Raw genomic sequence first — 14,815 nt, 5'->3', positions numbered from 1 at the left:
AGACCCTGATAGAAATAATGGGCGAGAGAAAAGCTCAGGGTGGCGTAACCTGAGCGTCAGCTTGGGTCGGGGTGTTTTGCTTTGGCGCTGCGTAGAGCGTGTAGTTTTCGTTTTGGTACATCACGGGGAGATCCAGCTTGGGTAAACCTTTGGACAAGAAATAGGCGGCGTTGTAGGTCTGCATGAGGGCGATCGCCTGCTCGGTGGACAGGTTGCGATAGCCGCGAGTCATGCGCCGCTGAATTCGCAGGCTGTTGTCGGAGTCGCGCCGGATGCCCACCCACGGATCGACGCGCCCGCTCAGGCGAGTCAGCCGATCGATCCATTCGGGAATGCCAACCGACGAGGGCGGCACCAGCTTGAACTTGGCGATCGTCGCCCGCTCGGCCAGCCAGTGGAAGTTATCAAGCTCCACCGGCGGCGTGACAAAGATATCCTCGCGGCGCGTATTCTGCTGAATCCATTCACACAACGCTTTGCCGTTGTCATCAATGCGCTGGGCGCGGCTGGGAAACTCTTGCAGGGCGATCGCCTGCTGCCCAAAGACCACCGCCTGCGCCGCGCACACCGCCGCCACAATCCACAAGCTCACGCGCCGCAGTCGTTGGGTCGCCTGTCCTGCTGGCCCAGGGCCAAACGCCTGCTCCAGCGCACAGCAGCCCAGCAGACAGGCATTCAGCGGCAGCATGATGTCGCCAAACCGAAACGGGTAGTATTGCAAAAACTTGCCTTCCGCATCGAATGGCGCAGCCAGTAAGCCCGCCGCAAAGGGAATCAGGCTGCACAGCAAAAACGCCGCCAGCCCCATCCGCGCCCGGTGCGTTGGAGTGTGCAACTGCCGCCGCTGTTTTGCAATGCTTCGCAGCAGGTAGGCACTGCCGAGGGCGATCGCCAACAGCGTTACTGGCTTCAGCCACCAGCCCCCGTCCCACGACAGCGGGTTCAGGTGATGCGGCGTGCGGATGAAGACATAAACAAAGGATTCTGAAAAGCGCCCCTCCGGCGTTGTCGTGGTCAACTGTTGCAGCACAGGCTGAATCGAAAACACCGCGCCCACCGCATACAGCGCCAGCATTTTGACCGTTTTTCCCCAGTTGCAGAGCAGGTCGCGCCGCCACAGCACCAGCCACGCCACCGCACTGAGAAACGCCCAGCCGCCCACCAGCGTATGAAACGAAGTCGCCACGCCCAGCAGCAGCCCCGCCAGCGCGATGCGCCCCTCCAGCAGCAGCCCAAGGGCAAACAAAATGCAGGTGTAGGCAGGAATCTTTGGCTCGATGCCGCCAAACAGCCACTCGCGGGATACCGTGCCCTGCGCCCCCGAAGCGCCGCTCATGCCCGTGTTGACGTATAGAAAAAGAACCATCGCCAGCAGCAGCAGCGGCACACTCAGCCCGATGCGGCGGCTGAGAAAGACCAGCCCCGCCGATAGCCCGGTATAGCCCAGCAGCCTGCCAATGATCGACGTGGGCAGGAACCCCCAGGCATCTGCCATACGTCCAAAGATCGCAATGAAGGGAACGCGATAGCCGGGGGGCTGATTCAGATACCAGTCCTGGGGAAGCCAGTCTGGGTTGAACTGTTGACGGGCAAAGGGCAGGATGTTGGTTTCATTCACCTGGCCCATGTTGCCGACCAGCAGACACCGCAGGCTGACCACACCCACCAGCAGCAGCACAGGCAGCCAGAATGGGCGAGTCGCCGCTAGCTTTGCCCGGATATCTTTCCCAAAATTGTTGCCGAAATCGTTGCCGAGGATGCTCATGGCTTCCGTCAAAACCTAAGGTACTATTACACTACTCCGGGTTGCGTCCGCAAAGTTTTGTGACTCTCTGTGCCATGTCAATTCCCCGACTCCGATTTCAAGCGCCTGCGCTGACGACAGCAGTAGACAAACTGCCGCAATTTGCGAAACGATCCCTGCGGGAACCGCATGTCCGGTTTTGGCTGGGGCTGAGCTTGTTGGTGTCGCTGCTATATTACCTGCCTGCGCTGTCTCAGGCATTTGGCAATGCCTATGTGGTGCAGGACGATGCGCGGCAGCACGTCACCTGGATGCTGCGCTTTGTCGATCCGGAGCTATTTCCCAACGATATTCACGCCGACTATTTTCAAGCCGTTGCGCCCAAGGGTTACACCACGCTCTATTGGGTCTTTGCCAGGCTGGGTATCGATCCGCTGCTGCTGAGCAAGCTGCTGCCGCCTGTGCTGGCGCTGGCAACGACAGCGCTGTGTTTCATCACTATGCTAGAGATTTTTCCGGTGCCCTTTGCAGGATTTTTGTCGGCACTGCTGCTGAATCAGGGCTTTTGGATGCGGGACGACATCATATCGGCAACACCTGTTGCTTTTGTCTACCCGTTTTTCTTTGCGTTCCTCTATTTCTTATTGCGGCAAAAATTGCTGCCCCTGCTGGGGATCATCGCGCTCCAGGGCTTGTTTTATCCGCAGGTGCTGTTTGTCTATTGCGGCATTTTGCTGGTGCGGCTGCTGCGGTTTGACGGCTGGCGACCGGGGCTAACGTATGACCGCCAACGCTATCGACAGGCGATCGCCGGGCTAACCGTTGCCTTCTTGGTGCTGCTGCCCTACGTGCTGCGAAACCACGGCTTTGGGCCGACGGTCTCCGCTGCCGAGTCGCTCCAGATGCCCACCTTCTGGGAACCCAACTGGTCAGAGTTTTACATTTCCGAGCAGTTCGAGTATTACGTCCGCTATTGGCTGTGCGGCAAGCGGGCGGGGATGCTGCCTGGCGACTGGTGTTCGGTAGATTATGGCCCGCTCAACTGGCTCTATCCCGACAACGGCGACCCGACCCAGCCGCCCATTCACCTTAGCCGCGTGCGCTTTGGGCTGCCGCAGGTGGTTTTTGCGCTGCTGCTGCCTGTGCTGCTGCGGTTTCCCCGACGGTTTCCGCTGGCGCAACGGGTGAATGGCAATAGCTTTGTTTTTGGGCAGGCGATCGCCGCGTCGGTGGGTCTATTTGTGCTGGCGCATCTCGTCCGGTTCAAGCTGCACCTGCCCAATCGCTACACCGAGCATACCTTTCGGGTGGTGGCGGTGATTGCCGCAGGCATCGGGCTGGCGCTAATTTTCGACGCGCTGCTGCGGTGGGCCCAGTCGGCGCGGCTGCGGCTGGCTCCGCTGGGGCTAGCAGGGCTATTGACGGCACTTCTACTGGGCTATCCGCTGTTTTTGCGAATTGACGAAAATGCTTATCCGATTACGGATTACGTGATCGGCACGGCGCAACCGGAACTGTACGAGTTTTTGGCGGCGCAACCCAAAGACACCCGCATCGCCTCCATCGCGCCAGAGATGAACAATTTGCCCAGCTTTACGCGGCGATCGCTCGTGGTGGGCGGCAAGGGCTACGCGATTCCCTATCACCTGGGCTATTACAACGAAGTCGTAGGGCGATCGCTCGATTTGATCCAGGCGCAATACACCCCCAGTCTCGACGCGCTGAAACAATTCATCCAGCAGCAGCAGGTCGATTTTTGGCTGCTCCAGCGCAACGCTTTTCGTCCGGGCTATTTTCGGCTGAACCCATCGCTGGTGGAATATGGCGATCGCATCGGCGATTTGCCCGCGCAGATAGAAACCGGACTGGTTCCAGCGCTTTCGCGGATTCCCCGGCGCTGCATCGGCTATGAAGACAGGCAATATCAGGTGATAGATACGAACTGCGTGCTGACGCTAAACCGCCTGCGGAGGCAAGCGTGACGCACTCGCCCCGTGCTGACACGCTCTTGCATCCGCTCCTGGCAAACACGCGCCGCCGTCGATGGTTTTGGCTGGGTGCAAGTTTGCTGGTGTCGCTGTTTTACAGCAGCCTCGTTCTGCAACGCGCCTTTCGCGGCGAATATGTCGTGCAGGACGACGCGCGACAGCACTTGTTTTGGATGCAGCGGTTTTTCGATCCCGATTTGTTTGCCAATGACCTGATTGCCGACTATTTCCAGTCCGTTGCGCCCTGGGGATTCACCACGCTCTATCGGCTGTTTGCGGCGCTGGGCATCGACCCGCTGCTGTTGAGCAAACTGCTGCCGCCTGTGCTGGCGCTGGTGGCCACTGGCTTTGGCTTTGGCGTGGCCATGCAACTTCTGCCCGTGCCGATTGGCGGTTTTTTTGCGGCGGTGCTGCTCAATCTGACGTTTTGGTCTCACGATGACCTGGCCTCGGCCACGCCCCGCGCCTTCATGATTCCGCTATTTCTGGCGTTTCTCTATGCCTTGCTGCGGCGGAGCTGGGGCTGTTGGCTGGCGATCGCCCTCATGGGTCTGTTCTACCCGCAATATGCGCTGGTGTGCGGCGGCGTGCTGGCGTTCTCGCTGGTGCAGTGGCAAAAGGGACGGCTAGGGCTGACCCACCACCGCGCTGATTGGGTGTTTTTGGGCATCGGACTGGGGATTGCAGTGTTGGTGCTGCTGCCCTACCTGTTGGCAGACAACCCCTATGGCCCGGCGCTGACGGCGGCCGACGTGCTAGACGACCCAGAGTTTCTGGGCGACGGGCGCGGCCGTTTCTTCCTGGATGATGTCACAATGTTCTGGCTATCGGGACACCGCAGCGGTCTGTTTCCCACCTTCAAGCCGCCGCTAATGGGGCTGGGCGTGTTTTTGCCGCTGCTGCTGTGGAAGCTGCCCACGCCACTGGTGCGCCAGGTAAAGCATCTGGGGCTGCTGCCGCGGATTGTGGCGGCGGCGCTAGTGCTGTTTTTTGCCGCCCACGCGCTGCTGTTTCGGCTGCATTTGCCCAGTCGCTATACGGGCTACACGCTGCGGTTTGTGCTGTGCTTTGCGGCGGCGATCGCCCTGACGCTGTTACTGGATACAGGGCTACGCTGGCTGCATAGGGCACAAGTTCGGTGGCTGCCTGCGATGGTTTTGCTGGGGGGAACCGGGGCGATCGCCGCTAGCGTTTGGTTCTATCCACGCTACATCACGCCATTCCCCGCCGATGAGTTTCGAGTAGGGCAGGCGCCAGCAGTGTACGAGTTCTTCGCCCAACAGCCGAAAGACATCGTAATTGCGTCGCTAGAAGACGAGGCCGACTTCATTCCTGTTTTTTCCGGTCGCTCGATTTTGTTCGGGCGAGAATACGCCATTCCTTACCACAAAGCCTACGGACAACAAATGCGCCAGCGGGCCACCGACCTGATTCGCGCCCAATACACCCGCGATCCGGCGCTGCTGCGAGCCACGATCGACCGCTACAGCATCGACTTCTGGCTGATTTCTCGCGCCACGTTTCGCCGTGGCACGCTGCAAGCGCTCAAGTTTCGCCAATACCCAGAAGCACTAGCCGAAGCCCAGACCAACTTGCAAACCGCAAAACCTATTCTCGCAAGACGCGCCAACCGCTGTCAGGTCTTACAGGCTGAGGCGTGGATGGTGCTGGATGCTGTTTGTCTGCGCGGCAGATAGGCCCATCAGGATGAGGAACAATAGATGCCTGAGTGGAATCTATTCGGCTAAAGCATTCGCCCCCTCTATACAGAACTTGCCAATTTGGGTTACAGTTCAACTTGAAAACTTGATGAAAGATTTAAAAAATACAGATTATTACGGAATTCCGGTCTAAAACTTGACACATAGGCATTGGCTAGAAAACTCAGTATTTAGTGGCGCATATTTTTGCATAACTCCCCTTAAAAGCACAGATACATAGAGATGTGGAGTTCATCGACAACCGTCAGGACTCTAGCGGCAAAAGTTCATCAAAGCTTTAAGCTTGGCGTGACTTCAGTCACACCGAAGACCTAGAAGCCTCTGATAGCGTTTAATGCAATCGGGTAAATACATGCAGAGTTTATGCAAAGGTTCACGTGAGGTATTGACATAAGGATTGCCTGGGGGTCACACCGCTCTTGACGTGTTTCTTTGCACAGTTCTCAATTTGCACTTCGGATTCATCTTTGAGGTCTGGCTGTGGTATCGCTGCTTGGGCTTTGGGGTTTGTCTACGGTCACAGTTTGCTTCAGCGAGTTCAGAGGCTGAGTTTGAGGGTGGGTTTGACAAGGGAGCATTAGGTTGTGGTAACCACGCAAGTTGATCACTATTATCGGCAAATTAGTCTGGAAGAGCAGACGATCTACGACCATCTGCTGCACTGGATTGAGCATGAAACGCCAGAGCAGATGGTCGAACGCTTTCATGCGCTGTTTATTGATGGCTCCCGCTATAGTGATCCTGCTATTGTGGCAGCACTCGACAAGGTCACCGCTTCTCGCCTTGCAGCCGACGAATTTCGCTATGTCTTAAACCGCTGCTGCCACATCCTAATTAACCGCTGGCAGGCGCGATCGCAGTCTCAGTTGGCCATCCCCAAGCTGATTGAACTATTTGAAAACAATGCTGCCCAAGCCCAGAGCCAGATCAGCATCCACCGCTCGCGATCGCTCCGCCGCCTGCGGGAACTGACTCGCCAATTCACCGAAACTGAGCAATATCTGACGCTGCGCCGCTTGGCTCAAGTTTTGAGCGAGGCAGCCGAGGCGCATCACGGTAGCGGGCAGCGTCCGCTGGGCACTCTAATTCCGCGCTATCCCTACCTTTACGAGCATTGCCTGATCAGCGAAGACTGCACCCGCGAGCAGCAGAATACGGTGCGTCAGGTTCGGGCTGAGCGGCAGCACAAGTTTGAGGTTGACCTGTCGCAATATCTGACCTACCAGGTGCGCCAGGGTCGGGCGACTGAAGGTGCTGTTGCGGGGGCGATCGCCACGCCTTCGACTCCTCGACTGATTCACCCAGTCTCTAATCCCACCCTCTTAGAAGATCAAGACTTGAATCGCGTGGTGCGCCACTATACCGGCAAGATTGAGGGTAGCCGCAGCTATAAAGATCTGGCTCAAAATTTTCTGGTTCAGACCAACTACACGCACTGCTTCGCCGATTTTAAGAACGATCTGTACGAATACATCACGTCATCCGTCGATCCAGAGTATGGGCGCAGACAGTTCAACAATCAGCTCTATAGCTATCTACAAGACATCATGCCTGATAGTGACGACCAGCGACTCAATGACTTTTTGCTCGTCCGCACCTGTAGCCATCTGCTAAACTTCTTGGTCGTGGATAACGCCCAGCATCCTAGACACTTTGTGTTTGTAGATTTGCTGACTAATCTTGGCCCGATGCTGACAACGGGGCTATTGCTTAAGATTGTGCTGCTGTGCCGCAAGGTCAAGCCCGCGCTAGAGCGGCGCTTCTCAATTTTGTTTAGTCATTACGAATCCTGTTCTCGTGATGCGGTGAGCTGGCTAATTGAAGCGCTAGAGAACTTAAACGTAGCGCTCAGCGTTAATTTCGGCTCTGTCGATTTGTCCTTCTTGACCTAGTTTCTTGACCTCAAGCTACAACTTTGCTTTGGGTTTCCGGCTTTGTTCAGTTCTCCATCAGCGCCTTCCTGTCTTGACCTTTCAAACTGCGCGGTAAGGGTAGCACAGGATGGATAAAACGCGGTATTCTTAGAAAAGTGACTAAACCATTTTCTGCAATCAGTTAAGGAGTGTTTTGCATGACCCAGGTGGTCTTAGGAGAAAACGAAGGGATTGAGTCGGCACTGCGACGGTTCAAGCGTCAGGTTTCCAAGGCGGGGATCTTGGCCGATGTGAAGAGCCACCGTCACTTCGAGACTCCTCTGGAAAAGCGCAAGCGCAAGGCGATTATGGCTCGTCGGAAGCGCCGTTTCCGCTAGGTTTGGGCATCAGCTACGAGTTTAGTGTTAAGCCTCGATATGTCTTTGCAGCAAGTCTTTGCATCGCAGGTTTAAGGCTGAGACTTAGTCTGATACTTCATGTGTACATGTGATGTACGCATGGGACATAAATTTTAAGCAGTGGGGTGAGAAAGCTAGTTTCTTGCCCCACTGCTGTTTTTTGCCTGTTTTTTCGCTGAGTTAGCGATGGCTGAACCTCGATTGGCCCCGAAAGACAGGAATGCTAAAACCGGACACGCTCCTCGGTGAAGAGCTTGAAACCAGCGGCGATCGCCCCAAAAGACACCACAAAATGCCATAGGCTGGTCGGCAACAAGTATGCACCCCCGCTGAAAAAGACCAGCAAAATGCCCACGGCCAGCAGACCCCAGCCTAAACTCCCAGTTTGCCGAGGAAAGAAAATCAGCGACGCTACACCACCCATTAGGCAAAGCAGCGAACCCGTGGCTGGGAGATTGCGCCAATAAAAGGCCAGGCTAGTTGCAAAAAACACGTTCTTGCCCAAGAAGTAGATTCCGCCTACTAAAAGTGCCAGCCCAATCAGCTTTACGATTAATCTGTCCATTTTCTGCCTGTCTGCCTCAGCGACTCGATATAGAGAGAAACAAATGCGAACCGCAGAAATCCGGATAGCTACTAGGGTGAAGGGTTTACTTTATACATACACAGAGTTCTCATCTGGGTTGCTCTGGCTTATTCCAACGTAACTGTGAACCGGACACCAGAAAGATTGCGAATCTCCTGCTGTTGCGCGTAGTCGTGAATTAGTTGGCGAAATGCAGCGATATAGGAAAAGGCAGCGATCAGTTGGGGCCAGCTAGGGTTTTTAGGAAAATGAATGCCCAACTTTTTGGCCGCGCTGCGACAGCCGTTGTAAGAACCGTAGCGTTGCAGCAGTTCTGCCTGAGTGAGCTGGGTCGGCACGGCCGCAGGCAAAGCGGGCGCTGGAGTCGTAGGGGCGATTCGCGAAGCGATCCCTGCGGGAATCGCCCGTTCTGGCTTGGGCAAATCAGCAGTGGCGATCGCCTCCAGTTCATTCACTGCAACTTGCGCCACGGTGTAAATCGCAGCGGCGTTGCGGAGTTCGGCCTGCTGGTTTTCCTTAAGCTGATTCAGCAGTTGGTTGATGCGCTTCTTGCCCATGAGAGTTATCGATCAAGGAGCGATTTCTGTACTGAAGCCGTATCGCTATATTTCTGTGGATTCTCCCGTCGATCCTCTGCCTCCTCTTCGGGCGTTAGCTTTCGCTCCGTAGAAGGCAGCGCAGGCTGCGGCGGCGTGGGTTCAATGCCCTGCTCCTCGCGCCACCAGGACACGATGCTGCGAACCGCATTCAGAAAGTTTAGAAACCGCTGGGGCAGCGTCAAAAAGCTCCACTGCATCCGATCTACCGTTTCTACATCCGCCACCGCATCGAAGGCAGACGACAGCGTTTCCAAGCGACTGCCCATCGCCATTAGTTCTTGCTCCATCCCTTGCAGCAACTCCTGGCTCGAAGCGGCAAGCTGCTGTTTTTCCTGCGCCAGCTTCTGGATAGACACTTGCAGTTTGGCAACATCTGCTCTGAGTTGCAGCGACGTTTGCTTATGCTCCTCGTTGCGGCGAAGCAGTTGCCCCCGGCTGCGGTTTGTAAAAATCAGGCACTCTCGCATTTCCAGGTAGGTGCGCTCTAGCTCTGCCCGCTGAAGTTGGGAAACGTCTCTGGGGAAATCGGTCGCCGGGCGAAAGCGGTCAGGCGTGCGGCTAGCAGCCTGCTCAGACGAAACTTGGGACGAAACTTGTAGGACTTACGCAGTTGGACAATTTCTAGCGGGCGCAGCCCGTGAGAAATTGTCCAAAACCCAAAGAGCCTATCGCAAATGCGTAAGTCCTGACTTGGTTAGAAGAGTCAGAAGAAGCCATAGCTCGGAGGTTCACTATCGAGAGTGTCAATTTTTTTGTGTAAGGCTTAGAACTGAGGAAAGCGATCGGGGAACTCAATGGCAAAACGCATGAGTGCTGCTTTCCAATCGCGGATCGGCATCGTCCATTTTTGGCAATATTGTTAAGCGCCAAGTAGAGCAGCTTGTAGACCGATTCCTCATTGGGGAAGCATCCCTTTGTCTTGAGCACCTTACGCAACGAGCGATTGAGCGACTCGATTGCATTGGTGGTGTAAATCACTTTGCGAATGTCTGGTGGATAGTCAAAGAAGGGGATGATGTTGTTCCAGTGACGCAACCAGATCTGGGAAATCGTGGGATAGAGCCTGTCCCACTTATCAGCGAAGTTTTCTAGTGCGGTCTCAGCCTCCTCTACCGTGGCCGCTTGATAAATCGGCTTGAGGTCGGCAATGACTTCGGCTTGGCTGCCCCAGGGCACATAGCGCAAAGAGTTGCGAATCAGATGCACGATACACAACTGCACTCGTGTTTTGGGAAAGACCGCTGCAATCGCATCGGGGAAGCCTTTGAGTCCATCTACACAGGCGATGAAAATGTCTTCTACGCCGCGATTCTTGAGGTCGGTCAGCACTTTGAGCCAAAACTTTGCCCCTTCATTGGCAGACATCCATAGCCCTAGGACTTCCTTAATCCCGTCAAGCGTTACACCTAAGACAACGTAAACGGCATGATTGCTCACCCGCCCGTCTTCTCGCACATGAACGTGAATGGCATCGAGGTAAACAATCGGATACAGCTTAGCCAGCGGGCGGTTCTGCCACTGACGCACCTCGTCACTGACCGCATCGGTGACTTGGCTAATCAACGTGGGAGAAACCTCCACCCCATAGAGTTCCTCCAGTTGCGCTTGAATATCTCGAGTGCTCAAGCCTCGGGCATACATTGCCATGATTTTGTCATCCAGCCCACTCAAGCGTCGCTCTCCTTTGGGCACCAAAATCGGCTCAAAGGTGCTGTTACGGTCGCGGGGAATCGAGAGTGCCAATTCTCCACAGTCTGCTTTGACGGTTTTAGAGGAGTACCCGTTACGACTATTGCGACGCTTGCTGGAACTGGTTTCTTCAGGAGGCGGAGCTTGGACTTCGGTTTCCAGGTGATGGCTCAATTCTGCTTGCAGTGCTCGTTCCACCAGTCGTTTGGTCAGTTGTTTGAGCAGTCCTTGTTCTCCCAGGATTTGCTCGGGGTGGAGTAATCGGCAAGCAGCTCATCCAGCAGGTGGTCTACTTTATCTTGGGGGCGACGACGGCGAGGCATGGGCGGTCTCCTGATGTTTGAACTAATTTTGACCGCTTACACAAAATAATTTACAGTCTCTCACTATCTTTCCTGATCTTGATTCAGGATGCCCAAAACAGGGGGCAACTGCCCTAGCTTTACATAAAAGCTTTATGAAATAGGCTCTCTCTGTCTGAATTCCATCCCATTTGGGGCATTTGAAGACAATAGGGGAATCTTGGGGTGAGGAATGTTTTGAGAGAGAAATTCCCCAGCTCTGACCAAAACCTAGAGTTCTCTCTAAGGTTGACCCAAAATCTAATACTGATTCTTCTTGAAAAATTAGGCAGGTGCAGGTCTAAAAGTTTAGTAAGATAACTTTACAAGACCAATAGGTATTTATTCTCATCACATTCGCTTCATCGCCATGACCGACTTTCCCTGGTTAACCACCATCGTTCTACTGCCCCTGGCGGCTGCGCTCCTGATTCCACTGCTGCCCGACAAAGGCGGCAGAGTCGTCCGCTGGTATGCCCTGGCTGTGGGGTTGGCGGACTTTGTACTCATGTGTTTCGCCTTCTGGACTCATTATGACCCCACCATTGCCGACTTTCAGATGGTGGAAACCTTCGGGTGGATGTCGCAGCTTGGGCTAAGCTGGACGGTTTCGGTCGATGGTCTGTCGGTTCCGCTGGTGCTATTGGCTGGCTTTGTCACCACGCTGTCAATGTTTGCCGCTTGGGGTGTCGATCGGCGACCGCGCTTGTTTTATGCCCTAATGCTGGTGCTGTACGCGGCGCAGGTAGGCGTTTTTGTGGCTCAGGATCTCCTGCTGTTTTTCATCATGTGGGAAGTAGAGCTGGTTCCGGTGTATCTGCTGGTGTGCATCTGGGGTGGGCAAAACCGTCGGTACGCGGCGACGAAGTTTCTAATGTACACGGCGATCGCCTCTATCTTCATCCTCGTTGCGGGTCTGGCGATGGCCTTCTCTGGTGTCACCACTACGTTTGACATTGCCGCCCTCCGCCTCAAGGACTTCTCCCTGCCAATGGAACTGCTGCTCTACGCAGGGCTGCTAATCTCCTTCGGCGTTAAGCTGGCGGTCTTCCCGATGCACACTTGGCTCCCCGATGCTCACGGCGAAGCCTCTTCCCCGGTATCGATGATTCTGGCAGGCGTGCTGCTAAAGATGGGCGGCTACGGGCTGATCCGCCTGAATATGGAGCTGCTGCCCAATGCCCATGTCTATTTTGCCCCGGTTATAGCAATTCTCGGTGCGGTCAACATCGTATACGGTGCGCTGAATTCCTTCGGGCAGACAAACATGAAGCGTCGCCTCGCCTACTCCTCCATTTCCCATATGGGCTTTGTACTGCTGGGCATTGCCTCCTTCACCGATATCGGCGTCAGCGGCGCAATGCTGCAAATGATTTCCCACGGGCTGATTGCTTCGATGCTGTTCTTCCTAGCTGGCGTAACCTACGACCGCACCCACACCATGATGATGGACAAGATGGGCGGTATCGGCCAGGTGATGCCTCGCGTATTTGCCCTATTCACGGCTGGCGCAATGGCCTCACTGGCACTGCCCGGAATGAGCGGATTTGCTGGAGAAATCGCTGTGTTCATGGGCATGACGACGAGCGATGTCTACGGTTCTACCTTCCGCACGGTAACAGTGTTTCTCTCCGCAGTTGGCCTAATCCTTACGCCAATCTATTTGCTGTCAATGCTGCGTCAGGTCTTCTTCGGCACGAGCGCTGAGCTAATGTGCGACGTAATTCCGTCCTGTGACCTGGGCGATTTTGAACTGAAGCGCCAGGGCAACGAGCAGGCTGCCTGTTTTGGAACCAACTGCGTCCTGCCAGCAGATGCCAAGTTCGAGGATGCCAAGCCGCGAGAATTGTTCATCGCTGTCTGCTTCTTGGCGCTGATTGTGGCCATCGGGCTGTATCCAAGACCTGCCATGCAGATGTATGATGCCAAGACCGTTGCCGTGAATGCTCAAATGCAAACATCCTACCAGCAGTTTGCGCTCACGCATTCCTCAACTTATGCGGGCGGATTGCTCAATGGAGTTGTTTCCAGTGCCAAAACCCCTGTTCTGGGTGTGGTGGAATAGTTGCTGGATGGCTGGATGGCAGAAGTCAGAGATTAGGGACGAAAGTTAGCCTGGTCAAAACTTCCAGGGTTTCTAGTAATCCTGACTGCTACGAGTGTCTGAATTACTGTGCCACAAGTCTCAAAATTTTGAGAACTAAAAAACCGTCGCCTGGCAACCCAAGCGGCGGTTTCTTGCAGGAAAAGCGCTTCTAACCCTTAGCTGACGCTAGCCAGAGCAGGCGCTTCGGGGGCCCATTCGGTGTGGAACGTGCCTGCTTTGTCGATGCGCTGGTAGGTATGTGCTCCAAAGTAGTCGCGCTGAGCCTGGGTGAGGTTTTGCGGCAGGGTGGCGCGGCGGTAGCTGTCGAAATAGTCCAGCGAGGCGCTGAAAGCAGGCACAGGAATGCCGACTTTGGCAGCGGTCATGATCACTTCGCGCCAGGCTGCCTGCCGATCCAGGATCGTCTGCTTAAACTCTGGAGCCAGTAGCAGGTTAGGCAGTGCGGGGTTCTCATCGTAGGCTTTTTTGATTTTGTTCAAAAAGCCTGCGCGGATAATGCAGCCACCCTTCCAGATGCGGGCTATTTCACCCAGATTGAGGTTGTAATTAAACTCTTGCGAAGCCTTGCCTAGGAGCGCCATACCCTGTGCGTAGGAACAGATCTTGGAGCAATAAAGTGCATCGCGCACCATGTTGGTAAAGACTTGCTGGTCGCCTTCATATAGTCCGCTGGGGCCCGTCAGTTCTTTTGATGCAGCAACCCGCTCTTCTTTGATGGAAGAAATGATGCGGGCATTCACCGCTGCGATGATGGTGGGAATGCTGACACCCAGTTCCAGCGCACTCATCACCGTCCAGCGACCCGTGCCTTTTTGTCCGGCAGCGTCGAGGATGAAATCGACCAAATGCTTGCCCGTATCGGGGTCGATTTTCTGGAAGATGTCGGCAGTAATTTCGATCAAGAACGAGTTGAGTTCGTCGGTGGTGTTCCACTCGGCAAAAGCAGCGTGGAGTTGCTCGTTGGTCAGTCCGCCTGCATTTTTCAGCAGGTCGTAGGCTTCGGCAATGAGCTGCATATCCCCATATTCAATGCCGTTGTGAACCATCTTGACGTAATGCCCAGATCCGCCGGGGCCAATGTAGGTGACGCAGGGGCCGTCGTCTACTTGGGCGGCAATTTTGGTAACGATGGGTTCGATTTCGCGGTAGGCAGCTTCGGTGCCACCGGGCATGAGGCTCGGCCCGTTGAGCGCGCCTTCTTCGCCGCCGCTCACGCCCATGCCAATAAAGCGTAGCCCGGTAGATTCCAGATCCTTGACGCGGCGCTCGGTGTCTTCGTAGAGCGAGTTGCCGCCGTCGATGATCATGTCGCCGGGTTCGAGCAGGGGCTTTAGCTGTTCGATCACGGCATCCACCGGGCCGCCTGCCTTGACCATGATCAGGATTTTGCGGGGGCGCTCCAGGGACTGCACAAACTCAGGCAGGGTGTAGGAGGCGACAAAGTTTTTCCCTACGGCCCGCGTTCTCATGAATTCTTCTGTAACCGAACCAGTGCGGTTGTAAACCGCCATTGAGTAGCCGTTGCGCTCGATGTTGAGTGCAAGGTTTTCGCCCATCACGGCCAAACCAATGAGACCAAAGCTCTGTGCCATAGATTCTGCCTATTTGCTTACTGCTGGACAACGCCGAACCAAATTCCAAATTGCCTTATAGAGGACGGATACAGGCACGGCCTACATAACCCTAAGGCTTTCAGTAGATTTCTCAGTAGATTTTGGGACTGTCTGCTCTTTATCAGAGTAGACAAGTTTTTCAAAAAGGGCAGTTC

Annotated in this window: 10 protein-coding genes and 1 pseudogene; 5 read left to right on the top strand and 6 right to left on the bottom strand. The window is 55.1% G+C overall.

What is annotated here, in order from left to right; genetic code table 11:
• Positions 1–34: 34 nt before the first annotated feature.
• Positions 35–1,765, bottom strand: coding sequence for a DUF6798 domain-containing protein (locus tag O77CONTIG1_RS08915; RefSeq protein WP_068509878.1), 1,731 nt, complete (start codon positions 1,763–1,765; stop codon positions 35–37).
• Between the two features lie 74 nt (positions 1,766–1,839).
• On the opposite strand from O77CONTIG1_RS08915, the gene O77CONTIG1_RS08910 reads away from it, so the two are divergent.
• From O77CONTIG1_RS08910 to rpsU, 4 genes are all read left to right on the top strand, one after another.
• Positions 1,840–3,726: a hypothetical protein gene (locus tag O77CONTIG1_RS08910; RefSeq protein ID WP_084782402.1), complete on the top strand. Its 1,887-nt coding sequence runs from the start codon at positions 1,840–1,842 to the stop codon at positions 3,724–3,726.
• A complete protein-coding gene (locus O77CONTIG1_RS08905; protein WP_084782400.1) occupies positions 3,723–5,429 on the top strand; it encodes a hypothetical protein in 1,707 nt (568 codons plus the stop codon). Before O77CONTIG1_RS08910 ends, O77CONTIG1_RS08905 begins: the two co-directional genes overlap by 4 nt.
• A gap of 608 nt (positions 5,430–6,037) precedes the next feature.
• Positions 6,038–7,345 carry a hypothetical protein gene (locus O77CONTIG1_RS08900; protein ID WP_068509877.1) on the top strand — a complete coding sequence of 436 codons (1,308 nt, stop codon included), beginning with the start codon at positions 6,038–6,040 and terminating at the stop codon, positions 7,343–7,345.
• Between the two features lie 179 nt (positions 7,346–7,524).
• A complete protein-coding gene (rpsU, locus tag O77CONTIG1_RS08895) occupies positions 7,525–7,704 on the top strand; it encodes a 30S ribosomal protein S21 (protein WP_058881784.1) in 180 nt (59 codons plus the stop codon).
• Positions 7,705–7,948: 244 nt separating this feature from the next.
• On the opposite strand, the gene O77CONTIG1_RS08890 is transcribed toward rpsU, so the two are convergent.
• The 4 genes and pseudogenes from O77CONTIG1_RS08890 to O77CONTIG1_RS08875 all read right to left on the bottom strand — a co-directional run bounded on the left by O77CONTIG1_RS08890 (position 7,949) and on the right by O77CONTIG1_RS08875 (position 10,922).
• Positions 7,949–8,290 carry a hypothetical protein gene (locus tag O77CONTIG1_RS08890; protein WP_068509875.1) on the bottom strand — a complete coding sequence of 114 codons (342 nt, stop codon included), beginning with the start codon at positions 8,288–8,290 and terminating at the stop codon, positions 7,949–7,951.
• A 128-nt stretch (positions 8,291–8,418) separates the two neighbouring features.
• Entirely contained in the window at positions 8,419–8,868 is a 450-nt protein-coding gene (locus O77CONTIG1_RS08885) for a hypothetical protein (RefSeq protein WP_068509873.1), read from the bottom strand.
• 5 nt (positions 8,869–8,873) lie between these two features.
• Entirely contained in the window at positions 8,874–9,377 is a 504-nt protein-coding gene (locus O77CONTIG1_RS08880; protein WP_068509872.1) for a DUF948 domain-containing protein, read from the bottom strand.
• 296 nt (positions 9,378–9,673) lie between these two features.
• Positions 9,674–10,922 (bottom strand): annotated as a pseudogene (locus O77CONTIG1_RS08875) (IS256 family transposase).
• A gap of 388 nt (positions 10,923–11,310) precedes the next feature.
• On the opposite strand from O77CONTIG1_RS08875, the gene O77CONTIG1_RS08870 reads away from it, so the two are divergent.
• Positions 11,311–13,005 carry an NAD(P)H-quinone oxidoreductase subunit 4 gene (locus tag O77CONTIG1_RS08870; RefSeq protein WP_068509870.1) on the top strand — a complete coding sequence of 565 codons (1,695 nt, stop codon included), beginning with the start codon at positions 11,311–11,313 and terminating at the stop codon, positions 13,003–13,005.
• A 197-nt stretch (positions 13,006–13,202) separates the two neighbouring features.
• Here the strand turns inward: O77CONTIG1_RS08870 and gndA are convergent, their stop codons facing one another.
• Positions 13,203–14,639 carry an NADP-dependent phosphogluconate dehydrogenase gene (gndA, locus tag O77CONTIG1_RS08865; RefSeq protein ID WP_068509868.1) on the bottom strand — a complete coding sequence of 479 codons (1,437 nt, stop codon included), beginning with the start codon at positions 14,637–14,639 and terminating at the stop codon, positions 13,203–13,205.
• Positions 14,640–14,815 lie beyond the last annotated feature (176 nt).

The sequence above is a fragment of the Leptolyngbya sp. O-77 genome (assembly GCF_001548395.1).
Lineage (GTDB): Bacteria > Cyanobacteriota > Cyanobacteriia > Elainellales > Elainellaceae > Thermoleptolyngbya.
Note: the sequence above shows the minus strand (reverse complement) of the source record. Positions and strands in the feature narration are given on the sequence as shown.

Bases quoted from the DNA above. Each gene is read 5' to 3' on its own strand.
- O77CONTIG1_RS08915 (WP_068509878.1), bottom strand. From the start codon at position 1,765: ATGAGCATCCTCGGCAACGATTTCGGCAACAATTTTGGGAAAGATATC.
- O77CONTIG1_RS08910 (WP_084782402.1), top strand. From the start codon at position 1,840: ATGTCAATTCCCCGACTCCGATTTCAAGCGCCTGCGCTGACGACAGCA.
- rpsU (WP_058881784.1), top strand. From the start codon at position 7,525: ATGACCCAGGTGGTCTTAGGAGAAAACGAAGGGATTGAGTCGGCACTG.
- O77CONTIG1_RS08890 (WP_068509875.1), bottom strand. From the start codon at position 8,290: ATGGACAGATTAATCGTAAAGCTGATTGGGCTGGCACTTTTAGTAGGC.
- O77CONTIG1_RS08885 (WP_068509873.1), bottom strand. From the start codon at position 8,868: ATGGGCAAGAAGCGCATCAACCAACTGCTGAATCAGCTTAAGGAAAAC.
- O77CONTIG1_RS08880 (WP_068509872.1), bottom strand. From the start codon at position 9,377: ATGCGAGAGTGCCTGATTTTTACAAACCGCAGCCGGGGGCAACTGCTT.
- O77CONTIG1_RS08870 (WP_068509870.1), top strand. From the start codon at position 11,311: ATGACCGACTTTCCCTGGTTAACCACCATCGTTCTACTGCCCCTGGCG.
- gndA (WP_068509868.1), bottom strand. From the start codon at position 14,639: ATGGCACAGAGCTTTGGTCTCATTGGTTTGGCCGTGATGGGCGAAAAC.